The organism is Bacillus sp. SYZHCR11 (genome assembly GCF_057196865.1).
The window spans coordinates 707,395-731,326 of record NZ_JBXUND010000002.1 but is presented as its reverse complement, the minus strand read 5'-3'; the positions used below and the strand labels follow the sequence as shown (position 1 = coordinate 731,326).

The window sequence follows — 23,932 nt, the reverse complement described above, 5'->3', positions numbered from 1 at the left end:
GTGTTTTCAATCTCCTTTAGTGATGAAATGGTTTTCCTGAGAAAATATAAAATCCGAAACATACGAAATGGAATGTGATGACGATGGCTAAAAAGGCCGTAAAACGATTGGCGGGCAGCCACTTGTATTTCTTATTCCATTTCTCAAAAAAGTTATACCCGGTCATTAATACGGCGTGGTAAAGGCCGTATATAATATATTGCAGGGCGAGTCCGTGCCAGACGCCCATCAGCATGAACAGCAGGAAATACCCGATGTTCGAGACGGCCATCCGGTTCTTTATCCATTTTTTCTTTGTCATCCAGAATACAAAGCGCATAAATACGTAGTCTCTGAACCAGAAGGATAAGGACATGTGCCAGCGGTTCCAGAAGTCTTTAATGTTTTTGCTGATAAACGGCTTATTAAAGTTTTCCGGAGATTTGATACCCATGATATAGCTTACACCGACGGCAAACATCGTGTAACCCGCAAAATCAAAAAACAGGTACAAGCTGTATCCGTACATGTACAGCACATTACCCCACAGTTTACTGTGGGTGATATGAGACAGATTCATAATGAAATACGTGTTAATCGCATATCCGATAATGAATTTGTACAAGAAACCGATAAAAATTTTATGAATGCCGGTATACAGTAAATCAGCGTATTCTCCCTTTGTCCATACTTTCTGTTCGTCCTTGGCAAATCTGCGGTATCTGTCGATCGGACCGGAAGAAATGGTCGGGAAAAACATAATAAAGTACAAAAGGCGGTGAAGCGGCATTTTTTCTTTAATCAGTCCGTCTCTCGTTTCCATGATCAGCTGGACGCCTTTAAATGTCAAATAAGAAATTCCTAAGAAACTGATCAGGTTATGAACCGGATGATGAGGCGCCGGCGGGAAGAAAAACGGCCATAATTTAGATAAAAACAGGGGTAAAATGGACGCGATCACGGCCATACTGAAGACAAAGCCGCTGTTGGCTTTCAGTCTGTAAGCGAGATAACCCCTGATTAAAAGCACCTGCCACAGCGTAAAGATACATAGTGCGATCACGCCGTGCAGATCATGCGCGAAAATCAAAGCCAATACGATGATGGATATAAACATGTTGTATCCTTGGAATCTCTTGCCGTTCAGCCCTAAAATAATCGTCGGCAAAAGAAGGATTCCAAGTAAGATAAAGAAGAAAAACGAGCTGTAAGGCGTCATACAAGAACCTCTTCGCCAATGCGTTTACGGTCGATTTTTCCGTTCGCAGTCATTTGAATGTGATCCTGATAAATGAATTTTCTCGGAATCATGTAGGCCGGAAGCGAAGCGGCCAGTTCTTTTTTAATGGCGCTTGTCAGCTGGAATTCTTTTTCAAAATCATGTTTTTCAGGCACGATGGCGGCAATTAAATATTCGACTGGTCCGTTAGGCTGATACGGGATGACAACCGCCGTCTGCACATATTGAGACTGCCTTACATGTACTTCGATTTCCTCCAGCTCCATGCGGTAGCCGTGAAGCTTAATCTGGAAATCAAGGCGTCCTTGGCAGAAAATCTGACCATCCTGAACATAACCGGCATCACCCGTGTGATATGCCCACTGGCCGTCAATTGAGAAAAACGCTTTTTCCGTCAGAGACGGTTCACCGAGATAGCCTTTGCTCACGCTCGGGCCGGCGATGATGATTTCCCCTTTTTCTCCGTCCGGAAGCTTATTCCCGTTTTCATCCATGATGAAGATATTCATATCGGGTTTTGCAAAACCGACGGGCAGAGATTCATTTTCATCGATAATCTGCTGCGTAATTTCAACGGAGGTGACGGCAACCGTTGTTTCAGTCGGGCCGTATGTATTGAATACGCGGGCCTTCGGAAAACGGTTTAACAGTTCCTGTGCCACGGCAGCCGGAAGCGCTTCTCCGCAAAACATAAATACTTCTGCCTCAGGCAGGAGCTCCTGCGTAAAGCCGGGATCCATCAGACACATTTGGACGAAAGACGGCGTCGATGTCCAGACGTTCAGTTTGGATTTCTCCAGCTCTTCAAATAGTACTTTCGGTTTATTGATTTTGTCTTTCGTTACGCAGTGCAGCGTACCTCCCGTTTGAAGCGACGGGAAAATGTCCATAACAGATAAATCAAAAGAAAACGGAGCTTGGTTTAAGAATGTCTTACCCCCGCCCACAGGAAAATCCCTGCAGATCCAGTCAGTGAAGCTTTGCAGGTTATCAGCCGATATCTGCACGCCCTTCGGATTTCCCGTGCTGCCGGACGTGTAAATAATGTAAAACGTATCCAGCTCTTTTACCCAGTTCTCACGGCTGAGGTCTGCATCTCCGTCAGCTGCAAGCTCTTCGGGCGTAACGGTTTTAATCAGATTGCTTCCCGTATCGACTGCATCGCCCGATACGCTGATAAGCAGCTCTGCGCCTGAGCTTTCAATGATTTTGACGATCCGCTCCGCCGGAATGGAAACATCGACAGGGATGTAAGGGCGGCCCGCTTTGACGCTTCCCAAGAAAGAAACGATCATATTCGGCTCCATATGTCCGTAAACCAGGACAGGCGCTTTCGAACCGTCAGCTGTATGTTTTTGAATGCCGGACGCAACCCGCTCCGACAAATCCCATAATTCCCCGTAAGTGAGGGAATGATCTAAGGAACGAAACGCTTCGGCCTGCGGCTTGGCGTCTGCGTATGTTTTTATAGCATCAAGTAGTTTCATAGTTATCCTCCCCGATTAGAAATCGTTGTAAATATAAGTGCCGGTATTCGCTGTATGAAATCCATACATCCAAAAGAGCAATACTAATATCAGAAAATAAAAGCCCGTATGAAACGTCCATTTGATCAATGTATTTTCATAAGCACGTTTTAATTTTTGCATCATATTCAAAATTCCTTCCCCGCGTATTCAATAATTACACCAGTATATGACGATTAGATTAACAAAAAGTTTCAAAATATGTCTAATATCCTAAGCTTAAAATTTCCTTAAAAATGAATGAGAAACAAAAGGATGGAAAACACGCATGTATAAATTGGCAAATGATCATACTAAAAAGGCGCTGTTCAGGCGGGATTTTTAACTTATCGTAAATATAAACGAGGTAAAAAAATTTTGGCGGCTTTTTCTTAAGCAGGCTTGTGCCGAACCCCAATGGAGAAGGGCGAAAAGCCGTTTCCGGCAGGATAGCTGATAAAGCGCCGCATCTTGTGAAATGAGGAAGAAATTATTATGATAGATAAGGTAGCAGAAAACGTGAAAACCCCAATTCAACACTACTGTTATCGGCTGACTGTGAAAGCCTTTTAATAGAAAGGAAGAGGAAAATGAATCAAAACAATATGGGGGGCAGCCAAAAGACGCCCGAGAAAGAAAGCATGGGCCGCATTTTGTGGCAGCTAACCCGCCCTCATACATTGACGGCATCGTTTGTGCCCGTACTTCTCGGCACCGTATTGGCGATGTTTTACGTAAAGGTTGATTTCCTGCTGTTTTTGGCCATGCTGTTTTCCTGCCTTTGGATCCAGATCGCCACGAACTTATTCAATGAATATTACGATTTTAAACGCGGTTTAGATACCGAGGATTCCGTCGGTATCGGCGGAGCGATCGTCCGCCACGGCATGAAGCCGAAAACAATTCTGCAGCTGGCGCTCGGCTCTTATGCGATTGCTCTCGTGCTCGGTGTTTATATCTGCATGAGCAGCAGCTGGTGGCTTGCGGCTATCGGCCTTGCCGGCATGCTGATCGGCTATCTGTATACAGGCGGCCCGCTGCCGATTGCGTATACACCGTTCGGGGAACTGTTCTCCGGCATTTGCATGGGCTCTGTATTTGTCCTTATTTCTTTCTTCATTCAGACAGGCAGAATTAATGAACAGAGCATTTTGATTTCCATCCCGATCGCCATTCTGGTCGGAGCGATTAACCTGTCCAACAATATCCGTGATATTGAGGAAGATAAAAAAGGCGGACGTAAAACGCTGGCCATTTTGATGGGGCATAGAGGGGCCGTTATGATACTGGCGGCATCTTTTGCCATCGCTTACATCTGGATCGTCGGTCTTGTCATCATGGGTTACACAAGCCCGTGGCTGTTCCTGGTCTTTTTGAGCGTGCCGAAACCCGTTCAGGCCGTGAAAGGCTTTGTGAAAAACGAAATGCCGATGAACATGATTATTGCGATGAAATCAACGGCGCAAACCAATACATTCTTCGGATTCCTGCTTTCAATCGGACTCCTGATCAGTTATTTCCGCTGATCAAATGAAAGGGCAAATGCCATAACCGGCATTTGCTTTTTTTTATGACATAATCTTCACGATATTGTAAAGAACCTGACCGCGGATTGACCCGTCTCATATATGGACAGCAAAGCAAGGAGATGAAAAAAATGGACTTGTCAACAGCCCATATGGATGATTTAAAAACGGTCATGGAAGATTGGAAAAATGAATTATTAGTTTATAAATTCGCTTTAGATGAGCTGGATACGAAGTTTTCTATCATCAGCCAGGAATATAATCTGATTCACGGGCATAACCCGATCGAGCATACAAAATCACGCGTGAAGAGTTTTGAAAGCATTGTCAATAAACTGATGCGCAAAGGCTGCGATGTGACGACGCAGGAAATGAAAGAGCATATTCATGATATCGCGGGTGTCAGGATTATCTGTTCCTTTATTTCCGATATTTATAATGTCGCTGAGGTTTTGAAGCAGCATAAGGACCTGAAGATCGTAAAGGTGAAGGATTATATCAAAAACCCGAAGCCGAACGGCTACCGCAGCCTGCATTTGATTATTGAAATTCCCGTTTATTTGACGAATCGTGTGGAATATGTGAAGGCGGAAATTCAAATCCGCACCATCGCCATGGATTTTTGGGCGAGCCTTGAACATAAAATTTATTACAAATTAAATAACGAAGTCCCAAAGCATCTGACCGACGAGCTGAAGGAAGCGGCGGACATCGCCCATTATTTAGACGAAAAGATGCTTGGGATTAAGAAAGAAGTCGATTAAACGATTGACCCGTCACAACCAGCCGGACCGCTATTATACGCAGTCCGGCTGGTTGTTTATATGTTTAGGTGTTTTCGCTTTCCCGCGCGATGTATTCTGACGATGATTCAGGCTGAAATCCTGATTGAATTTGAATAGAGAATGCAATAGATATCAAATCGCAAACAGCACATTCCCGCAGAAAAAATGTGTAAGATTGAGGTTTACTTTTTAAAAAAAGGGAAAGACATTTGTACAACAAAAAGGGAGATGAATATCAGTGGGAAAGAATGAAACAATGCATATCGTATCATGTGCCGATGATAATTATGCTCGTCATTTGGGTGGGATGTTCGCTTCTTTATTGATGAATATGGATAAAACAAGGAATGCCAAATTATATGTGATCGACGGCGGAATTACTGCCGAAAACAAGGACAAGCTTGAACAGACTGCGATGTCATTCGGGACGCCGCTTGAATTTTTAGAAGTAGACGCTGATCAATACAAGCATGCAGTCGAAAGCAGCCATATTACAAAAGCGGCTTATTACCGCATTTCTATCCCTGATTTAATTAAGGATGAGTCCGTAAAGCGGATGATTTACATCGATTGCGATGCAATTGTGATGGAAGATATTTCGGTTTTATGGGACTTGGATATTTCCCCGGCAATAGTTGCGGCGGTAGAAGATGCCGGACAGCATGAAAGACTGAAAAAAATGAATATCAGCGACACTGCCAAGTATTTTAATTCCGGTATTATGATTATAGATTTCGAACCTTGGAGAAAACAGAATATTTCCAAAAAAGTGATTGATTTTATCAATGATAACAGCTCGGAGGATTTTCTCGTGTTTCATGATCAGGACGCGCTTAACGCGATCTTATATGATCAATGGCATGAACTGCATCCGCGCTGGAACGCGCAGACGCATATTATCATGAATGAGAAAACGCCTCCTGAACTGATCGACCGTATACGTTACAGAGAAACACGTGCCGAACCGGCCATCGTCCATTTCTGCGGCGGGGACAAGCCTTGGAATACAGGCACCTCGCACCCGTATCGTGATCATTATTTCCGATATATGTCCTTTACGAAATGGAACACGATTGACCGCCCGGCCATGAACCAATAGGCAGGTGTGATGAAAACGCTTGTGAAGCCGTTGACCGGCTCACAAGCGTTTTTTTTATTATTTCACCCGAATCGCACGCACGCGTTTTTGCAGGCTGGTCTTTTCGGCAGACGGCTTCAATCGGCTGACTGCCGTTTGCGCCGCTGATTTTGCTTTTTTCGTCTTGGTTTTTTCCGCCGTTTTTACTTTGTCCCTTGCCTGCTGCCGGTTGAGTTTATCTTTTATCCGGCCAAGCCGTTTTTCCAGAGCGGTTTTTTCTTTTCCCGGCTGGATTTCGCTGACTGCTTTTTGGGCTTTTGCGGTGTTGGCCTCAGAAGTCTTTTTTTCCGCCTGCTTGACGCTGGCCTCAGCTGTTCTCAAAAGGCTTGAGTTGACAGCGTTCAGCCGCTTTTGCAGCCCTTTTTTCTCTGAACCGGCCGGTAATTTGCGAATGGCGCTTTGTGCGGCATTGACGGCGGTTTTTTTCTTTTGTTTTTCGGCAGTCCGGACTTTGTCTCTTGCGTCCGTCACATTTCTTGCCGTCTGAACTTTATTGATCCGCGCCTCGAGAGCGGTTTTTCCCTTTGACTTGGACAGTTTGCTGACTGCCGTTTTTGCTTCATTGATATCTGCCTGCTTTTTCGTCTTTTCCGCTTTTATTACGGCCCGTTCGGCAAAGCTCTTTTGTTTTGTGTGATATTGCGCCAGTCCGTACCCGAATCGGCTGTCACGTCCGGGAGCGCCCAGATCTTTGACGTTTTGCTGCATCTGCTGCCGGAGCTGTGTATTTGTTTCCTCCGGATATTTCTGCCTGAGCAGCGCGAACATACCGGTGACGTGCGGCGCGGCTTGAGATGTGCCGTCAGCCGTGGCGTACATTTGATTCAGATACGTGCTCGTAATATTAGTGCCGGGTGCGGCAAACTCAATTTGTTTTCCGGTCGTGGAAAAAGCCGCGAGCCCGTTTTTTTCAGTTGACGCTGAGACTGCCGTTACGCTGCTGTAGGCGCCCGGATAATTGACGGGTTTTTTGTTGCCGTCGTTTCCTGCGGCGGCTACGATCACGATTCCTTTTTTGTAAGCTTTGTCAACGGCGTCGTGAAGACTTTTGCTGTCTGCGTTTGTCCCGAGGCTCATATTGATGATGTCCATTTTATTGGCGATCGACCAGTCGATCGCTTTAAGAAGGCTTTTGAGATCTCCCGCTCCTTTTCTGTCTAATGCTTTAACCGCATATAACCGGACATCCGGCGCGATGCCGTCGATGCCGTATCCGTCATGTTTGGCCGCAATGATTCCGGCGACATGCGTCCCGTGTCCGTTGTCATCTTTGTATGAGGGAGTATAGCTGACTGCGGAATAGCCTCCGGCAATGGAGAGATCATCATGAGGGTAAATGCCGCTGTCAATGACAGCCACTTTCACCTTTTTTCCCGTCAAGCCTTCTTTCCACGCCTGCTTAACCTGAGTCGGTTCGATATCCCATTGCGGCAGCACGTAACTGCTGCTTTGGGCCGCTGATAACGGGCGGATATCAGAACCGCCTGCTGCCTGAAAGGATACATTCTCTTCTACATATAAGATGTCAGGGTCCTGTTTCAGGTCTTTCACCGTTTGCGAATCGGCTGACACGGCGACTGCCGGAAGATGCTGATAGGTCTGTTCCACATCCGCTCCGCTGTCTATGGCGGATTCCTTGCCGTTTTGATTTTTGTACACCACGATAACGTCCCGGTCATGCGTCTCGGCGTGCGCGGGCGCCGCGGCGGAGAACAGGCTGATGCACAAGGCCGCGGCCATTATCGGTTTCAGGGTGTGATACATTGCAATTCCCCCTTTTTCTTTATATATCGGCAGTGCGGAATTCTTTTTTTCCTGAGGGATAAGGAAAATTTCTGTATGCAAATGTAAGCGTTTCCAAAATATGATGGAGAAAATGCTTTAAGACATCTGCGCAATGAACTCAAAAAGGGGGTTTTTGATAAATGAGTACGTTCAATCGGGTCATGGAAGAAAAAATCATGCCTGTCGCCGGAAAAGTCGCCGGCCAAAGGCACTTAAGAGCTTTGCGGGACGGCATTATTTTGACTATGCCGCTTATCATCATCGGATCGGTTTTTCTGATTCTGACGAGTCTTCCGATTCCCGGTTATGCCGATTTTATGGCTGGTCTTTTCGGTGAAAATTGGGTTGAAAAACTCGGGTATCCCGTGAATGCGTCCTTTGACATTATGGCGCTTGTCGCCGCCTTTGGGATTGCTTACCGGCTTGCGGAAAGCTATGAGGTGGATGCCCTGTCGTCGGGAGCCATTGCCCTTGCCGCCTTTTTATTGGCGACGCCGTATCAGATTCCGTTTATCCCTGACGGCTCGTCAACAGAGATTATGGTGGGAGGCGGCATACCGATTTCGCTGCTCGGAAGCAAAGGTCTGTTTGTCGCGATGATCATTGCAATGCTGTCTACGGAAGTGTACCGGTTTATTATACAAAGAAATATCGTCATTAAGATGCCTGACGGAGTGCCGCCTGCGGTCAGCAAATCGTTCGTTGCGCTCATCCCCGGTTTCATTATTATTACGCTTGTATGGCTGGCCCGTCTGTTTATTGAAATAACTCCTTTTAAAAGTCTCCACAATGTCGTAGGCGATCTGCTGGGCACCCCGCTGTCTATTTTGGGCGGGAGTCTCGGCGGAAGTCTTATCGCCGAATTCGTGCAAATGCTGCTTTGGTCGTGCGGCATACACGGCGCGTCCATAATCGGCGGCGTCATGTCGCCGATCTGGTACGGGGCGATGGACGCCAACCGTTTGGCTTTTCAGGCGGGAGAAGCGCTGCCGAGCATTTTTACGACACAGTTCTTTCAAATATGGATTAATGTCGGCGGAAGCGGAGCGACGCTTGCCCTTGTGCTGACCATGCTTGTGCGCTCCAGAAGCAAACAGATGAAACAGCTCGGCCGTCTCGGCATCGGGCCCGCGATTTTTAACATTAACGAACCGATTATTTTCGGGATGCCGCTCGTCATGAATCCGCTGTTAATCGTGCCCTTTATCATCGCGCCGCTCTTGACCATTACGGCGACGTACATCGGGATGAGCACGGGGATGGTGGCAAAACCGGCGGGAATCGCCGTGCCGTGGACGATGCCGCCGCTGATTTCCGGTTATTTGGCGACGGGCGGGAAAATCTCCGGTTCGGTCATGCAGCTGATCAATCTCCTGATTACATTTATCATTTATTATCCGTTTTTCCGAATTTGGGATCTTCAAAAATGGAGAGAGGAACGGGCGGCGGAACAAAACGTCACAGAAGAAACATAAAAAAAACGGGCGCTTTCGCCCGTTTTTTTAACGCTGGAAAAATTCGATCCATTCGCCGTCAGGTCCTTCAATGTAAAAGTAGCGGTATCCGTTCGGAAGCGTCGTGATTTCTTCATCAATGAATACGGCGCCCTGACGCTTCGCATGCGTGAACTCCGCCGCGATATCTTCAGTCAATAAAGCGACATGGTGCACTTTTCCTTCTGCGGGAAGCTCGCTGCTGTAGCCCTGGATCAGCTCAATTTCTGTCTCCGGCCCTTCTTGAAAGCCGAGAAAGGCAAGTTCAATAATGCCGTTCGTATGAGTGATACGATCCTTTAACTGCATACCGAGAACGTCTTGGTAAAAGGCGATGGATGTTTCAATATCTTTGACCATAATGCCTGTATGGTCGATTCTTTTGGCTGTCATGGTTTTCCCCCTGTTTTGAATTTTTCGGGACAATGCGGTGTTGATCATGTTTTATGGTACGATAAGAGAAAGCAAAACGAAAGAGGAATGCACAATGAAGCTACTTACAGTGAAAGATACATTTGCCGGAAAGCTGAAAAAAGGATTCCCCCTGATTGAAAAAGACGCTCTGTCCGGAAGCTCGGCTCATTTAACAGAGGGCGATCTTTTTGATGTGACATCCGAGAAGGGCGAGTTTATCGGAAAAGGCTATTACGGTTTGCAGAATAAAGGAGTCGGCTGGGTGCTGTCCCGCGCGAGAGATGAACGGATCGACGGACGTTTCTTTCTGGACAAGCTGAAAAAAGCGGCTGAAGCAAGAGCCCATCTGTTTAACGCGCCCGATACGACGGCGTTCCGGCTTTTCAACGGTGAGGGCGACGGCATCGGCGGCGTCACGATTGACTTTTATGACGGTTATCTTCTGATTCAATGGTACAGTAAAGGCATTTACGCTTATAAGGACAGCATGATTGAGGCGATTGACGGACTGGAGCTTTCTTATAAAGCGATCTATGAAAAGAAACGATTCGATACTGCCGGGCAATACGTGGAAGACGACGATTTTGTCAAAGGCGAAAGAGGAGATTTTCCGGTCATTGTTCAAGAAAACGGCATACGGTACGCGGTGGATTTAAACGACGGGGCGATGACGGGCATTTTCTTAGACCAGCGTCATGTACGCAAAGCGATTCGGGACAAGTATGCAAACGGCAGACGGGTGCTGAATACGTTCTCTTATACGGGGGCATTTTCCGTTGCGGCGGCGCTTGGCGGAGCTGAGAAAACGACAAGCGTCGATGTCGCCAACCGCAGTCTCGCAAAAACGATTGAACAGTTCAGCGCCAACGGAATTGATTATGAGGCGCATGACATTAAAGTCATGGATGTTTTCAAATACTTCGGCTATGCGGAGAAAAAAGGGCTGGCGTTTGACCTCATCATCCTTGATCCGCCTTCTTTCGCCCGCACAAAAAAACGGACGTTCAGCGCGGCGAAAGATTATAAAAACCTGCTGAAGGAAACGATCGCCATCACCGCAAAAAACGGCATCATCGTCGCTTCGACAAACAGCAGCGCCTTCAATATGAAGAAATTTAAAGGTTTTATAGAGACCGCCTTTAAAGAAACAAATGAGCGTTACGACATTTTGGAAGAATACACGCTTCCGGAAGATTTCAAAACGATTCCCGCGTTTAAAGAAGGGAACTATTTGAAGGTTGTTTTCTTGCGGAAAAAATAGGATATCATTTATAGCGTGGAAAGAGGGGGAAAAGAAAACCCTCTTCCATCGCTTTAATACGGGACAAAATAATCTTCATATCTTACTGTTTAAAGAAAAAAACCGCTATTACTTAGTATCTCATCTGTGCCGAGTAAAGTGGCCTCACTAATCCCTCCGCCCAATTGTATCCTCGATAATGATTTTAATGGGCACCACCCTTTTTTTGAGTATCTATATAAATTGTAATGGCATCACTCATGAGCTTCGCCAACCCTTCACCATACCGGTCGATGTTCTTAGTGAAGCGTTCATCTTCAATATAGAGTTGACCTAATCCGTAAAAGGCATCAAAAGAATATTCACCAAAATTTTCATTGAGAAAATCAAACCACTCTTTGATAGCTGTTTGTACGTCTGGGGAATCGGGAGATTGGTTAATAAGGAGTGCAAATTTATTGAACATTGCAGTCCACTTATCAGATAAATCTTTTTGCTCACCATCAGTCATGTTTTTCAATCTAATATTTACCTTATCGACAGGTTGATCACCCCACCGTTTGCGGGCTTCTTGCTCATAAAGATTATGATTGAAGTTCATTCCCTCAAACCGCTCTTTGTTCGTCATGCAAATCTCTCCCATCATATGTTTGATTGATTTATCGATGGTTTCAATCATCTTATCGACTCTATTCCGTTTCTCAATCAACATTTTCTTTTGTAAAATGAATGCTTCCCTTCGGTTAAATGAAGGATTAGTAATGATTGCTTTAATCTCTTTTAAGGAGAAATCGAGCTCCTTGAAAAATAGTATCTGCTGCAGCTGTTCAAGATTCTCTTCAGAATAAAGCCGATAACCGGAATCGGTCGTTTCCTGAGGAGTCAATAATCCAATTTGATCGTAATGATGGAGAGTGCGTATGCTTACTCCAATCAGGTCAGCTACTTCTTTTACTTTCATACCCATTACGTTTGCCGCCTCCTTAATGGCTACTTTAAAGTATTACGCAACGTAAGAGTCAATAGTTGGTTAAAAATTTTTTGTATATAAAGGGAGAACATATGAGGATTTCATTGCTGAAATTAAAGAAAAAAAGCCGGGCGTGAAGCTCCGGCTTTTTTCTATTCAATAATGTGCTGCACCCGGCCGATTCGCCCGTCTTCAAGGCGGACCTTAATGCCGCGCGGGTGGAAGCTTGAGTTCGTCAAAATATCCTTCACGATTCCTCTTGTCAGCTTTCCTGAACGCTGATCGGCTTTCAGGACGATATCGACTTCAAGTCCTTTTCTGATGCTGCTTCGCTGCTGGCCGTTCATATGACACATCCGTTCTTCAGTCTTTTCACTTCATGTCTTATCATATCGTGTTTTCGTCTTTTTATGAAGGACAGACAAATCAATTCTTTATGGCAACTAAAAAAAGACCGCTCTGTAAGGAGCAGTCTTTTATGACATAAACGAAAGCAAAATCGGGGCCGCGCACAGTGTCATAATCGCGGCGAGAATCATGGACACGCTTGAGATCGTTCCTGATACGGAGCTGAGCTCAAATGCTTTAGATGTTCCCGCTCCGTGCGCGCTAGTTCCGAGCAGCACGCCCCGGGCAATTTCGTTATCAATGCGGAAATAGCGGATGACCATCGGCCCGATGATCGTTCCCAATAAAGCCGTTAAAATGACGAAAACCGCTGTAACGGCCGGCATCCCGCCGATCATTTCTGAAACGTTCATGGCAATCGGCGTCGTCACGGATCGCGGCACGAGACTGTCGACTAAGCTGCTGCCGAGATTGAACCATTTTGCGATAAAGGCTGTTGACAAAATGGCGATACATGAACCGACCGCTACGTTCAAAATAATTTCCACGGCGTATTTCTTTAAAATCGGGAAATATTTATAAAGCGGGATGGCGAACGCCACTGTTGCCGGCTGAAGCATATCGGTCAGCAGTCCGCCGCCGAGATTGTATGTCTGATACGGGACATTGACAAGAAGCAGCAGGACGACCAAAACAGCGGGCGTAATCAGAAGCGGCGACGTATACACCCGCGGAAAACGAATGTAGAGTTTTTTCGCGCCCAAATATACTAAGACAGTTAAGAATAAACTTATGATTCCGATGAACACGTTTGTTTTTTCTCCTTTCTTTTTGCTATCAGCTGTGTAAGCGTACCTGTTGAAACCATCACGACAAATGTGCTGATGACGACAACAAGTAAAATGCTTACGCCGAATTTAGACATAATATCTCCGTATTCAATCACTCCGACGGCAGACGGGATGAAAAACAGCAGCAGCTCACCGAGGAGCCATGCTGCGCCAAGCTCAATCCATTCAAGTTTGATAATCTTGAAATGCAATAATGTGAAAAGAATCACAATCCCGATTATACTGCCGGGAATATTTATATGAAGAGCCGCCGTGACCCAATTGATCAGACGCGCAAATATAAACAGCAGAGCGATTTGAATAGCGGTAAGCAGCAATTTTTTCATAATGATGCCTCCCTTATATTTATATTGTACAGAAGGTTTTGCTATAGGTAAAATACATATAAAGAATAATGTGTATTCCTTTTGTCTATAGAAAGGATGAAATGTAATGGATATCCGGCACTTAACGTATTTCTTGGAAGTGGCCCGTTTGAAAAGCTTTACGAAGGCTTCACAGTCTCTGTATGTTTCACAGCCGACAATCTCAAAAATGATTAAAAACCTGGAGACGGAGCTCGGCATTAAGCTGTTTTACCGCAATGGCCGGCAAGTTGAACTGACTGACGCCGGGCAGAGCATGTATGTGCAGGCGCAGGAAATCACAAAGTCATTCCAAAACCTGACGTCAGAGCTGAACGATATTATGGAAGTGAAGAAAGGGCACGTCCGCATCGGTCTTCCGCCGATGATCGGTTCCGGCTTTTTCCCGAGAGTGCTCGGTGACTTCCGCGTCACATACCCCGATGTGACGTTTCAGCTTGTTGAGGACGGCTCTATTAAAGTGCAGCAAGGGGTGGAGGACGGCTCGCTTGATATCGGGGTCGTCGTGCTTCCCGCGAATGAAGAGATTTTTCATACCTTCACAATCGTCAAGGAAACCCTTATGCTTGTCGTCCATCCGTCACATCGGCTCGCTGACGAGAAAGAATGCAGTCTTCATGAATTGAAAGAAGAGCCGTTCATATTTTTCAGGGAGGATTTTGTCCTTCATAATCGAATTATGACGGAATGCGTGAAAGCCGGATTCAGGCCGCATGTCATTTATGAAACATCACAGTGGGACTTTATCAGCGAAATGGTATCCGCCAATCTCGGTATCGGCCTGCTGCCGGAAAGAATCTGCCGCGGTCTTGATCCTGACAAAGTCAGAACCATTCCGCTCGTTCATCCGGTCATTCCGTGGCATTTAGCCATCATTTGGCGGAAGGACCGCTATATGTCCTTTGCCGCCAGAGCCTGGCTGGAGCATACGAAATCGTATTTATGGAATCCGAAAAAGAGAAAAAAGGATGATTAAGCATGGACGCACAAACCGCAGCTCAACACTTGAGTAAAGTGCGGGATCAAAACCCGCTCGTTCACAGTATCACCAATAATGTCGTCACGAACTTCACCGCTAACGGACTGCTCGCGCTCGGCGCATCGCCCGTTATGGCTTATGCAATTGAGGAGGCCGCCGACATGGCGAAAATCGCCGGAGCGCTCGTCCTGAACATAGGCACCCTCAGCTCGGCATCGGTTGAAGCTATGATCGCAGCCGGAAAATCGGCCAATGAAAACGGTGTTCCGGTCATTTTAGATCCGGTAGGCGCCGGCGCCACGCCGTTTCGGACGGCATCAGCCCGCAAGATCATACAGGAGGTCCGCTTGTCCGTTATTCGCGGAAATGCCGCGGAAATTGCCAATATTGCCGGCGCCCCTGATTGGAAGATAAAAGGCGTGGATGCGGGGGAAGCCGGAGGAGATGTGGTTCAGCTCGCTAAGACGGCTGCAAGCGGGCTGAAGACGGTCATTGCGATTACCGGAAAAACCGACGTCATCTCCGACGGCACCGACACATACGCCGTACATAACGGTGATAAACTGCTGACGAAGGTGACGGGGGCGGGATGCCTGCTGACGTCTGTAATCGGAGCCTTCTGCGCAGCGGGGCAGGACGTTCTGCAAGCGGCCGTTTCAGCCGTTTCTGTATACGGAAGCGCCGCTCAGCTTGCCGCTTTGGACACCTCCCATAAGGGGCCGGGCAGCTTCCAGATTGAGCTTTTAAACAAGCTGGCAAGCATCTCAGAACAAGAAGCGGCTGAGCTTGCCGCAATTGAAAGGGTGATAGAAAAATGACGCGTATTTCTCGGGAAATGATGAAGAATATGTTATCGGTTTATTTTATTATGGGATCAAACAATACAAGCGCAGACCCGGTTTCCGTGGTGAAAAAAGCAATTGAGGGCGGCGCTACGCTTTTTCAATTTCGGGAAAAGGGGAGCGGTTCTTTAACAGGGGATGAACGTGTCCTGTTCGCGAAGCGGGTGCAGGATGTCTGCAGGCAGGCCGGGATTCCTTTCATCATTAATGATGATGTCGAATTGGCCTTGCGCCTTGAGGCGGACGGAGTGCATATCGGACAGGATGACGCAGACGCCGAAGAAACGAGAGCGGCAATCGGCGATATGATTCTCGGTGTGTCAGCACATAACGTCTCCGAGGTGAAGCGGGCGGAAGAAGCCGGAGCCGATTACGTCGGAATGGGCCCGGTCTATCCGACCGAAACAAAAAAAGATGCTGAAGCCGTGCAGGGCGTTACATTGATTGAAGAGGTAAGGCGTCAGGGCATCACCATTCCGATTGTAGGAATCGGCGGCATTACGGCTGACAACGCGGCGCCCGTCATTGAAGCGGGTGCAGACGGCGTCAGCATGATCAGCGCCATCAGCCAAGCCGAAGATCCAAAAGCGGCGGCGCGGAAGTTTTCAGAGGAAATTCGGCGCTCCAAAGCAGGGCTGTCCCGATAGGGCGGCCCTTTTTCTGTGTGCGCAAAAAGGCGTGACGGACTGGGGGAATATAAGCCGTATGTCAAGAACAGAGCAATCAAGCTTGCAATATCGACCGAAACGTTTGACGGCTCTATCGCTTCTCTCAAAGTGACGCCTGAACCAATCAGCGCAGGCTCAAAAGCCCTCTATAAAACAGTGAATAGCGCGCAGTGAGAGACCATTTCGAGGTCACGGAAAAACTTAATGCGGAATTCAGCGAATTTGAAGTTTTGATGTCGAAATACAAAACGTGCGATCAATGTATACGTCTTGTGATACATTAAGTACAGATCAAATCAGAGAGATAAGCACGAAGCTGACGGCCCTTTCTGAAACCATGTCGAAGATTGCCGATGTGCTTTAAAAGGAGTTAAGACACAGCATGAGCGATGAACATAACAAGGAAAAACAGATCCACAGACGGGACGTCCTGAAGTGGGGCGCCGTCGCGGGCGCAGCCGTCGCTGTCGGAGCGAGCGGCCTCGGAGGACTCGCGCCGCTCTTCAAACCGGCGGCCACCGCTTCAAAGAAGAATGATGAAAAACGTGATCGTGATCAAATCGTTCCTTTTTACGGAAAGCACCAAGCAGGAATCACAACGGCGCATCAGACGTATGTGTATTTTGCGGCGCTTGATGTTATGTCAAGCGACAAAGCCGATGTCATCTCCCTTTTCAAACAATGGACAAGCTTGACGCAGCTGCTGACTTCAGGCGCCGTCCCGTCAGGCGAACAGAAAAATAAATATATGCCTCCGCAGGATACCGGGGAGTCGCAGGATCTGGCACCGGCGAATTTGACCGTTACCTTCGGCTTCGGCCCCGGGTTTTTCGAGAAAGACGGGAAGGACCGCTTCGGACTGAAAGATAAAAAACCGAAGCACCTCGCCGATATTCCGCCGATGCCTAACGACAAGCTCGATAAGAAACAAGGCGGCGGTGATATCGTCATACAGGTCTGCGCGGATAATGAACAAACGGCGTTTCACGCGGTGCGCAACCTGATGAAACAGGCATCGGGTGTGTGTGAAGTCCGCTTTCTCAATAAAGGTTTCTTAAGCGGCGGAAAAAACGGAGAAACACCGCGCAACCTCTTCGGATTCAAAGACGGCACCGGCAACCAAAGCACGAAGGATGAAAACCTGATGAATTCGATCGTTTGGGTTCAATCAGGAGAGCCGGACTGGATGACGGGCGGCACGTACATGGCGTTTAGGAAAATTAAGATGTTTTTAGATATATGGGACCGTTCATCCTTGAAGGAACAAGAGGACACGTTCGGGCGGGTGAAAAGCTCGGGCGCGCCTTTCGGACAAAAAAAGGAAACCGATCCCGTGAAGCTGAATCAAATTCCCGCCGACTCGCATGTCAGCGTGGCAAAATCAACCGGCAGACAGATTCTGCGCCGGGCATTTTCCTATACGGACGGAATTGATCCGAAGACGGGCTATGTTGACGCAGGCCTGTTGTTTATCTGCTTTCAAAAAGACCCGGACCGCCAATTTGTCCCGATGCTGAAGGCTTTGGCGGCAAAGGATGCGCTGAATGAATACACACAAACGATCGGCTCTTCCTTATTCGCCTGTCCCGGCGGCTGTAAAAAAGGAGAATATATCGCCCAAAGGCTGCTGGAATCGTGACACCTTCCATATGGAGGGTGTTTTTTTAAAAAAACACTTGTAACTATAAAAGTTACAACTTAAAATGATAAGGAAAGGAGACTTACAATGACACTGCAGATTAAAGTATATTCTGATTATGTATGTCCGTTTTGCTATGTCGGCAAGGCGGCGTTTGAAGAAGCAATCAAGGACAAGGACGTACAGGTGGAATGGATGCCGTTTGAATTGCGTCCGAGCCCCTCGCCGAAACTTGATCCGGTGAATGATCCCGCCAAGCGGCAGATGTGGAAAAACTCCATTGAGCCGATGGCGCAGTCGTTAGGCGTTGAAATCACGTTCCCCCGCGTGTCACCGCATCCATACACGGATTTGGCATTTGAAGGCTTTCATTTCGCAAAGGAACACGGGAAAGGAAGCGAATACCATACACGCGTTTTTCAGGCGTTCTTTCAGGAAGAACAAAATATCGGTGACGTTGGCGTGCTGACAAAGCTTGCGGAAGAAGCCGGACTTGACGGCGCTGCCTTCAAAGAGGCGCTTGAGACAAGAGCGTACAAGGACGTACAGCGGGAAGCGCTCCGCCATGCTTATGAGGAAGCCGGCATTACGGCAGTGCCGACGTTTATCATCGGCGATGAGAGAATCCCTGGCGCGGCGGGAAAGGAAACCTTTGAACAAATCATTGAGCGGGAACTGAATAAACGTTAACCCGAAAAAAGCCCTCTCGATCAGCGAGAGGGCTTTGCCATATAGTGTTTGACAAATGTTTGTCTGTCCGCTTCATATGCCGCGGCGTCAAAGGAGTCGCCGCAAAAATGAAGGCACCAAGGGTCTTTCTGGCAGGCGACGCCGACTTGATAGCCGTGTTTTTGAAATTCGAGCGACTGTGATGTGTCGTAAAAATGAAAGCCGCGAAACAAATCCTCCCGCCACTCCACGTCATATTGAGCCGCCATTAACAAGCCGTCAATGGCGTCAGCGGGCGTAAACAGGCCGTCTTCATCACCGTGCTCAAAATCCAGCGGGTGATAAGCATTCCCCCGGTATTCAATCACTTTTCCCATCCGCTGTCCGCTTTCCCACCAAATGCCGTTCGGCGGCAGGGTTTTGCAGCCGGCGACACCGAGAAGGCCGAGCTCCTGATGAGATTGAAAGATATGAAGCATGTCATGAAGGAAATGCTGATGAATGATAAAAGTATCCTGATGCAGATAAATTTTATATTTGGAGGGGTGTTTCAGCGCTTTGTTGTAGGACGAGGCCATGCTTGCTGAATCGTATATCGGCATGATATCAACGGAGTATGAAGGGGGGACGGTAAGCTGCATGATATGGCTCTTGCACCGGGAGTACAGCGACTCATCATTCACACAGACGACAAACAGAAATGAATGTGAATCCATTACATGCTCCTCTCGGCCTCAATCACATATTGATAGGCCGATGCTTCTGTCATAAAGTCATGCCTTATGCCAAGCTGTACGCATACTTCGTGCAATGATGCGATGGCTTTGTGGTAAGAAGGGTGATCAACGCGGATCGCCTCAATGCGTTTGACCTCATAGCCGGCGGCTTTAAATAATGAAAGAGTCTCTTCCCGGGTAAAAAAACGCAGGTGGGTCTGATCCATTAATCCGGCGTCACTGTAAGTCCATTTGCCGGCTAAAAGCTCCAACACGACTGAGATGTGGCCGACATTCGGTATGCATGCAAGCACAGTGCCGTCTTTTTTTACATAAGGACGAAGCTTTTTCAGCACTGTCCACGGGTCGACAAGATGCTCAAGAACGTCTCCGAACAGCATGCAGTCGAATTGCTCTGATTCGTACGGAAGAATGGCGGATTCAATGTCGCCGCAAAGCACGTGGCTCAATTTGCTTTCCGCCTTTTTTGCGGCTTCGGGATACGCTTCAATGCCGTAAACCGTTATTCCGCGGTCTTCGATCGCCGCTCCTAAATTGCCCGTGCCGCAGCCGACATCAAGCACTGTCCGCCAGTTTTCGTCTATTTTGTTCAATAAATAAGGATTCAGGCCTTCGTAGTAGTTCTGTTGTTTTTCATCATAATAGGGATTCGTATCCATCTGTGTATCACCTCATAAATGGGCATAATACACAAGATATGCAGCGGGGGGATCTCATATCACCATGTTTGGCTGTTCAATTGCGGAATGCGGACGGGAATGGTTGTCCGGTATACGGTTTGTTCTCTGATTCCCCTCTTATTGCGGGTGTTCCTTTGAAAACTCGGGTGCGGGCGGACTGTGGCAGGTCATATAGTAAAAGGATCCGCCTGTAATCTTACCGCTGGCGGATGGTGTTTTTCATTGGTGTTTTTTTCTTCACCGCTTTTTCAGTATTTAAGAAGCGCCTCACATCGTCAATGTGCAAACCCATGATTCTAGCCTCTTGAATTAACAATTGCCAATCTTGATCTATATCTTTCATTACATGAGTTTTCATAAGAACCTCCAATTGAAAAATTGATTTGCCCAGCTACAGCAGCCAATGTATAACAAATATCACACATAGTTGGCCGGTAATCCCAAATTGAAGATGAATTCACCTACCTATTCCCTAAGAAAATGACTGAAATAACCAAAATCCTTCAAGAATTCTTACATATAATAATAAACAAATAAATACTGACTGGATAGTATGCAAATAAAAATAAACCATATGACCTATTAACATTTACCCTCAAAACGTCGATTAGCATATTCTTTTTGCATAAAAAATACCGCAAAAGAATGATTCGGTGTAAGATAAAGTGAATGATCAAACAGCTGGGGTAAAAAATGAAAAAAAACAAATTTCAAATTAAGAGAGAAGAAACATTTGAAAGTTTTATTGACGCAGGCCTTCATCTCCTGATTGAAAGAGCTTACGATTCAGTCTCAATCGATGACATCAGTAAAGCGGCGGGTTTCAGCAAAGGGGCGTTTTACGTTCATTTTGAAAGCAAGGAAGATTTTCTGAAGCATTTGTTAGAGAGGCGTCAGATTAAAAAAAGGATCATCACTGGCTATCTCGACGAATTAGAAAAGCAAACAGAGCGGCCGTTGACGCTTTGTGAAGCCGCGGCCAGCGCGGCCAGCCTGTTGATGCGGTTTGTAAACAGCAAGCCTGCCTGGAATGTTGTGTCTTTTGCCGTTCATATGCCTACTTACAAAGTCGTCAGTGAATATGAAGCTTATATCCGCCTGTATAAGTTATGGATAGAAGAAAGCACCATGTACATAAATTGGCTCAAATCGAGAAATTTAATAGAAGACCATATAGATACCGAGCATACCGCTAACATGATGTGCGCGCTCATCGACGGGATGATTAAGCAATCTAATGTGCTGGGAAGGCCGGTTACTTTCCGCAGCATGTTTGACGCGCTCTATGTTTTTGTCAGCGGCAGAAAATCAGGGTAACGTTCTTCTTGATTTGACAAAAGGTTTAGAAAAGTCTTTCAGAAAGCGAGGAACTGCCATGCGCTACAGAGAAATTATGATGTATATCATTATGGGGATATTCACGACCATCGTGAATATCGTCAGTTTTTACATTCTGACGTCGGCATTTGAGATGGATTACAAGGCGGCGACTGTCGCCGCTTGGATTCTGTCCGTTCTATTTGCTTATGTTACGAATAAACGGTATGTCTTTCAGCAAAAGACCGCGGGGATGCGGAGTCTGATGAAAGAATTAACGGCCTTTTTCAGCGTGCGGGTACTGTCTCTCGCCATCGATCTCGCCATGATGATTCTTCTGGTCAGTCAATTTCATATGAACGAAACATTGGCGAAAATCGCCGATAACGTCATTATTGTAGTCGTCAACTATGCGGCCAGCAAGTGGATTGTCTTCAGAAAAGCGAAAGAAGAGGGCGTGTCATAACCGTTTCTTTCCGCGTCCCGGGGGGGAAAGTGTAATGGTGGAAGGGGATGCGTTTGAAGCGCAAAATAAAGAAAGCGTTTGCTGATGTATTCGGGGAATCCGAGGACCTGCGCGTTTTCTTTGCGCCCGGCAGAGTGAATCTCATCGGAGAGCTAACGGGGGCCGCTATGAGGAGGAGACAGGGAGAAAAGCTGACTTTTACACGGCGGATATCGGAGCCGGAGCAAGAGAACTAAAGGGGGATGACGATGGCAATTGAGCGGCACGTGGAACGTTTAATCCGGTACGGATTGCAAAAAGAGCTGATTTCATTTCTTGATATTGAATATACAAGAAACCGTTTATATGAAACTTTGCATATTACCCATCCGGAGGCTTCAGAACAGAAAGAAAATGAATCGTCGGCATCATTGCCGGACATATTGGCCCCGATTTATGAATGGGCGGCAGAAACGGGCCGGATTGCAGCCGATACAGACACCTATCGCGACCTGCTGAGCGCGAAGATCATGGGCTGCTTTGCCCCGCAGCCGTCCGAGATTGTCCGTCGTTTTGAAGAAACAAAGGCGGTGCACGGGCCGGAGCAGGCGACAAAGGCGTTTTACCGATTTTCAGAGGATGTGTATTATATCCGTTCGGACAGAATACAGCGGAATGTCGGATGGACGGCTGAGACGGCTTACGGAAAGCTGGACATCACGATCAACCTTTCAAAACCGGAAAAAGATCCGAAAGCAATTGCCGCTGCCAAAGAGCAGCCTCAATCCGATTATCCGGGATGTGTTCTTTGTAAAGAAAATGTCGGGTACGAGGGGAGACCGGATCACCCGGCGCGTCAAAACCTTCGTGTCATTCCGGTCATTCTCGGCGATGAGCAGTGGTTTCTGCAATTTTCTCCGTATGTGTATTACCGGGAGCATTGCATCGTTTTGAAAGACCGGCACGAACCGATGAAGATCAGCAAAAAAACGTTTGACCGGCTGCTGTCGTTCGTCAGCCAGTATCCTCATTATTTTCTCGGTTCCAATGCTGATCTGCCGATTGTCGGCGGCAGTATTTTAAGCCACGACCATTTTCAGGGGGGCCATTATGAATTCCCGATGGCGCGGGCGGAGACAGAAAGCCGGTACAGGCTGCCTGACTATCCGAAAACGGTGCTGGGAATTGTGAAGTGGCCGATGTCGGTCATCCGCCTGCAGAGCGAGAGCGCGTCTGAGCTTTCCGGCGCGGCGGATGCCATCCTGCGGGCATGGCGCGGTTATTCCGATGAGGCGGCTGATCTCCTCGCCTGTTCAGGAGAAACACCGCACAATACAATTACGCCGATTGCCCGGCGGAGAAACGGTTTATTCGAATTAGATCTCGTCCTCAGAAATAACCGCACCTCTGATGATCATCCGCTGGGAATTTTTCATCCCCATCAGGAAGTTCATCACCTGAAAAAAGAAAATATCGGACTGATTGAGGTAATGGGGCTTGCGATTCTGCCGGGCCGCCTTGAACAAGAAATGAAATACACGGCTGAAGCGCTGTGCTCACCGGACCCGGAGGCGGTCTTAACGGCAGACCCTTCTGCGGCAAAGCATAAAGATTGGGCGCTCAGTGTGCTGCATAAGCGGAAGGTAACGAAAGAAAATGCGGAACAGATTCTGAAAGAGGAAATCGGCCATGCCTTTGCGCGGATACTGGAGCATGCCGGCGTCTTTAAACAGACAGAAGAAGGCAGAGCGGCTTTCCGGCGGTTTATCCGCCATTTGGGCGCTCTACCGGAAAAAAGCCCCATCCCATAAGGGACGAGGCTTTTTTTTATCCTCTGCTTCTGGCGATCAGGCTGAATAAGAATACCACGATCGCAGCTCCGATGATTGCCGGAATGATGGCAAAGCCGGCAAGGTGAGGCCCCCATGTGCCGAGCAGTCCGTGCCCGATCCATGCGCCGATCAGACCGGCGATCATTGACCCGATGATTCCCCCGGGCATACTGCCTTTTACAAATAAACTTCCGATCCAGCCGATAATAATAGCGACAATCAGAGATACGATAAAACCCATAAATATCACTTCCTATTTTTTATTATTTATGCCTATATGTTTCCTTCGTTTTGTCCATATTAAACATATGAATGCGTTTTTTATAATGAACATATCAAGGCGCGTTCCGGTCTTTTTTTTCACAATGCGTTGCGTTAAAATGGAAACCGTGTGAAAAGGTGTGAGCAAAGGAAAAAATAATTCTTTTGTAGAATGTTTAACAAAATGAAACTTTTTGTTGACCAGCGATTTTTATTATGGTAAA

The 23,932-nt window shown here is 47.1% G+C and carries 26 protein-coding genes and 3 pseudogenes; 16 read left to right on the top strand and 13 right to left on the bottom strand.

The features are described from left to right. Positions 1-16 precede the first annotated feature (16 nt). The 3 genes from dltB to AC2CGA_RS10415 are packed head-to-tail and all read right to left on the bottom strand — an operon-like array spanning position 17 to position 2,871. Positions 17-1,198, bottom strand: a complete 1,182-nt coding sequence (gene dltB, locus AC2CGA_RS10425) for a D-alanyl-lipoteichoic acid biosynthesis protein DltB (protein ID WP_003150877.1) — start codon at positions 1,196-1,198, stop codon at positions 17-19. Continuing rightward, positions 1,195-2,706, bottom strand: a complete 1,512-nt coding sequence (gene dltA, locus AC2CGA_RS10420) for a D-alanine--poly(phosphoribitol) ligase subunit DltA (protein WP_003150879.1) — start codon at positions 2,704-2,706, stop codon at positions 1,195-1,197. Before dltA ends, dltB begins: the two co-directional genes overlap by 4 nt. Before the next feature lie 15 nt (positions 2,707-2,721). Beyond that, positions 2,722-2,871 (bottom strand): teichoic acid D-Ala incorporation-associated protein DltX, encoded by a 150-nt coding sequence (locus AC2CGA_RS10415; protein WP_003150882.1) that lies wholly within the window; start codon positions 2,869-2,871, stop codon positions 2,722-2,724. Positions 2,872-3,314: 443 nt separating this feature from the next. On the opposite strand from AC2CGA_RS10415, the gene AC2CGA_RS10410 reads away from it, so the two are divergent. The 3 genes from AC2CGA_RS10410 to AC2CGA_RS10400 all read left to right on the top strand — a co-directional run bounded on the left by AC2CGA_RS10410 (position 3,315) and on the right by AC2CGA_RS10400 (position 6,134). Further along, positions 3,315-4,250 (top strand): 1,4-dihydroxy-2-naphthoate polyprenyltransferase, encoded by a 936-nt coding sequence (locus tag AC2CGA_RS10410; protein WP_003150884.1) that lies wholly within the window; start codon positions 3,315-3,317, stop codon positions 4,248-4,250. A gap of 131 nt (positions 4,251-4,381) precedes the next feature. After that, positions 4,382-5,014: a GTP pyrophosphokinase YwaC gene (gene ywaC, locus AC2CGA_RS10405; protein WP_003150885.1), complete on the top strand. Its 633-nt coding sequence runs from the start codon at positions 4,382-4,384 to the stop codon at positions 5,012-5,014. A 259-nt stretch (positions 5,015-5,273) separates the two neighbouring features. Then, positions 5,274-6,134, top strand: a complete 861-nt coding sequence (locus AC2CGA_RS10400; protein WP_003150888.1) for a glycosyltransferase family 8 protein — start codon at positions 5,274-5,276, stop codon at positions 6,132-6,134. Positions 6,135-6,191: 57 nt separating this feature from the next. On the opposite strand, the gene AC2CGA_RS10395 is transcribed toward AC2CGA_RS10400, so the two are convergent. After that, positions 6,192-7,937, bottom strand: a complete 1,746-nt coding sequence (locus AC2CGA_RS10395; protein ID WP_048367921.1) for a S8 family peptidase — start codon at positions 7,935-7,937, stop codon at positions 6,192-6,194. A gap of 161 nt (positions 7,938-8,098) precedes the next feature. Here AC2CGA_RS10395 and celB point away from each other — a divergent pair, with 161 nt between their 5' ends. Next, positions 8,099-9,433, top strand: a complete 1,335-nt coding sequence (celB, locus tag AC2CGA_RS10390; protein WP_003150892.1) for a PTS cellobiose transporter subunit IIC — start codon at positions 8,099-8,101, stop codon at positions 9,431-9,433. 27 nt (positions 9,434-9,460) lie between these two features. Here the strand turns inward: celB and glxA are convergent, their stop codons facing one another. After that, positions 9,461-9,844, bottom strand: coding sequence for a glyoxalase GlxA (gene glxA / locus AC2CGA_RS10385; protein ID WP_003150894.1), 384 nt, complete (start codon positions 9,842-9,844; stop codon positions 9,461-9,463). Between the two features lie 94 nt (positions 9,845-9,938). Between glxA and AC2CGA_RS10380 the strand changes: the two genes are divergently transcribed. Continuing rightward, the gene (locus AC2CGA_RS10380; protein WP_003150896.1) at positions 9,939-11,126 is read left to right on the top strand and encodes a class I SAM-dependent rRNA methyltransferase; all 1,188 of its coding nucleotides are present in this window, start codon (positions 9,939-9,941) and stop codon (positions 11,124-11,126) included. 184 nt (positions 11,127-11,310) lie between these two features. Here the strand turns inward: AC2CGA_RS10380 and AC2CGA_RS10375 are convergent, their stop codons facing one another. From AC2CGA_RS10375 to AC2CGA_RS10360, 4 genes are all read right to left on the bottom strand, one after another. After that, positions 11,311-12,072, bottom strand: coding sequence for a MerR family transcriptional regulator (locus AC2CGA_RS10375; RefSeq protein WP_484480187.1), 762 nt, complete (start codon positions 12,070-12,072; stop codon positions 11,311-11,313). A 155-nt stretch (positions 12,073-12,227) separates the two neighbouring features. Next, a complete protein-coding gene (locus tag AC2CGA_RS10370; protein WP_003150901.1) occupies positions 12,228-12,422 on the bottom strand; it encodes a YwbE family protein in 195 nt (64 codons plus the stop codon). A gap of 129 nt (positions 12,423-12,551) precedes the next feature. Further along, a complete protein-coding gene (locus tag AC2CGA_RS10365; protein ID WP_014306070.1) occupies positions 12,552-13,232 on the bottom strand; it encodes a CidB/LrgB family autolysis modulator in 681 nt (226 codons plus the stop codon). Beyond that, complete coding sequence (locus AC2CGA_RS10360; protein ID WP_003150907.1) at positions 13,214-13,600, bottom strand: CidA/LrgA family holin-like protein; 387 nt, start codon at positions 13,598-13,600, stop codon at positions 13,214-13,216. The genes AC2CGA_RS10365 and AC2CGA_RS10360 overlap by 19 nt, the downstream gene beginning before the upstream one ends. Positions 13,601-13,706: 106 nt before the next feature. Between AC2CGA_RS10360 and cidR the strand changes: the two genes are divergently transcribed. From cidR to AC2CGA_RS10330, 6 genes and pseudogenes are all read left to right on the top strand, one after another. Continuing rightward, positions 13,707-14,615 carry a cidABC operon transcriptional activator CidR gene (cidR, locus tag AC2CGA_RS10355; RefSeq protein WP_003150908.1) on the top strand — a complete coding sequence of 303 codons (909 nt, stop codon included), beginning with the start codon at positions 13,707-13,709 and terminating at the stop codon, positions 14,613-14,615. Between the two features lie 2 nt (positions 14,616-14,617). Then, a complete protein-coding gene (gene thiM / locus AC2CGA_RS10350; protein ID WP_032857184.1) occupies positions 14,618-15,436 on the top strand; it encodes a hydroxyethylthiazole kinase in 819 nt (272 codons plus the stop codon). Continuing rightward, complete coding sequence (gene thiE / locus AC2CGA_RS10345) at positions 15,433-16,107, top strand: thiamine phosphate synthase (RefSeq protein WP_014306068.1); 675 nt, start codon at positions 15,433-15,435, stop codon at positions 16,105-16,107. Before thiM ends, thiE begins: the two co-directional genes overlap by 4 nt. Before the next feature lie 63 nt (positions 16,108-16,170). Next, positions 16,171-16,492, top strand: a pseudogene (locus tag AC2CGA_RS10340) (Efem/EfeO family lipoprotein); the annotation flags it as partial. Between the two features lie 18 nt (positions 16,493-16,510). After that, positions 16,511-17,767, top strand: coding sequence for an iron uptake transporter deferrochelatase/peroxidase subunit (gene efeB / locus AC2CGA_RS10335; RefSeq protein ID WP_003150912.1), 1,257 nt, complete (start codon positions 16,511-16,513; stop codon positions 17,765-17,767). 87 nt (positions 17,768-17,854) lie between these two features. Continuing rightward, the gene (locus AC2CGA_RS10330; RefSeq protein ID WP_003150913.1) at positions 17,855-18,457 is read left to right on the top strand and encodes a DsbA family oxidoreductase; all 603 of its coding nucleotides are present in this window, start codon (positions 17,855-17,857) and stop codon (positions 18,455-18,457) included. Positions 18,458-18,477: 20 nt separating this feature from the next. On the opposite strand, the gene AC2CGA_RS10325 is transcribed toward AC2CGA_RS10330, so the two are convergent. The 3 genes from AC2CGA_RS10325 to AC2CGA_RS10315 form a co-directional block, all read right to left on the bottom strand. After that, positions 18,478-19,152, bottom strand: a complete 675-nt coding sequence (locus AC2CGA_RS10325) for a glycosyltransferase family protein (RefSeq protein WP_024085947.1) — start codon at positions 19,150-19,152, stop codon at positions 18,478-18,480. Then, the gene (locus AC2CGA_RS10320) at positions 19,152-19,832 is read right to left on the bottom strand and encodes a class I SAM-dependent methyltransferase (RefSeq protein WP_044052801.1); all 681 of its coding nucleotides are present in this window, start codon (positions 19,830-19,832) and stop codon (positions 19,152-19,154) included. The genes AC2CGA_RS10325 and AC2CGA_RS10320 overlap by 1 nt, the downstream gene beginning before the upstream one ends. Positions 19,833-20,049: 217 nt before the next feature. Then, entirely contained in the window at positions 20,050-20,211 is a 162-nt protein-coding gene (locus AC2CGA_RS10315; protein ID WP_003150917.1) for an anti-repressor SinI family protein, read from the bottom strand. 335 nt (positions 20,212-20,546) lie between these two features. Between AC2CGA_RS10315 and AC2CGA_RS10310 the strand changes: the two genes are divergently transcribed. From AC2CGA_RS10310 to galT, 5 genes and pseudogenes are all read left to right on the top strand, one after another. Beyond that, positions 20,547-21,170 (top strand): TetR/AcrR family transcriptional regulator, encoded by a 624-nt coding sequence (locus AC2CGA_RS10310; protein WP_003150919.1) that lies wholly within the window; start codon positions 20,547-20,549, stop codon positions 21,168-21,170. Between the two features lie 79 nt (positions 21,171-21,249). Then, positions 21,250-21,636: a GtrA family protein gene (locus AC2CGA_RS10305; RefSeq protein WP_032857211.1), complete on the top strand. Its 387-nt coding sequence runs from the start codon at positions 21,250-21,252 to the stop codon at positions 21,634-21,636. Between the two features lie 47 nt (positions 21,637-21,683). Further along, a pseudogene (locus AC2CGA_RS10300) lies at positions 21,684-21,794 on the top strand (galactokinase family protein); the annotation flags it as partial. Further along, positions 21,794-21,895: pseudogene (locus AC2CGA_RS10295) on the top strand (hypothetical protein); the annotation flags it as partial. The pseudogenes AC2CGA_RS10300 and AC2CGA_RS10295, both read left to right, overlap by 1 nt. Continuing rightward, positions 21,885-23,426 (top strand): UDP-glucose--hexose-1-phosphate uridylyltransferase, encoded by a 1,542-nt coding sequence (gene galT, locus AC2CGA_RS10290; protein ID WP_003150925.1) that lies wholly within the window; start codon positions 21,885-21,887, stop codon positions 23,424-23,426. The pseudogene AC2CGA_RS10295 and the gene galT, both read left to right, overlap by 11 nt. A 16-nt stretch (positions 23,427-23,442) precedes the next feature. Here the strand turns inward: galT and AC2CGA_RS10285 are convergent, their stop codons facing one another. Then, on the bottom strand, positions 23,443-23,688 hold the full coding sequence (locus AC2CGA_RS10285; protein ID WP_003150926.1) for a GlsB/YeaQ/YmgE family stress response membrane protein: 246 nt from the start codon (positions 23,686-23,688) through the stop codon (positions 23,443-23,445). Between the last annotated feature and the right edge of the window lie 244 nt (positions 23,689-23,932).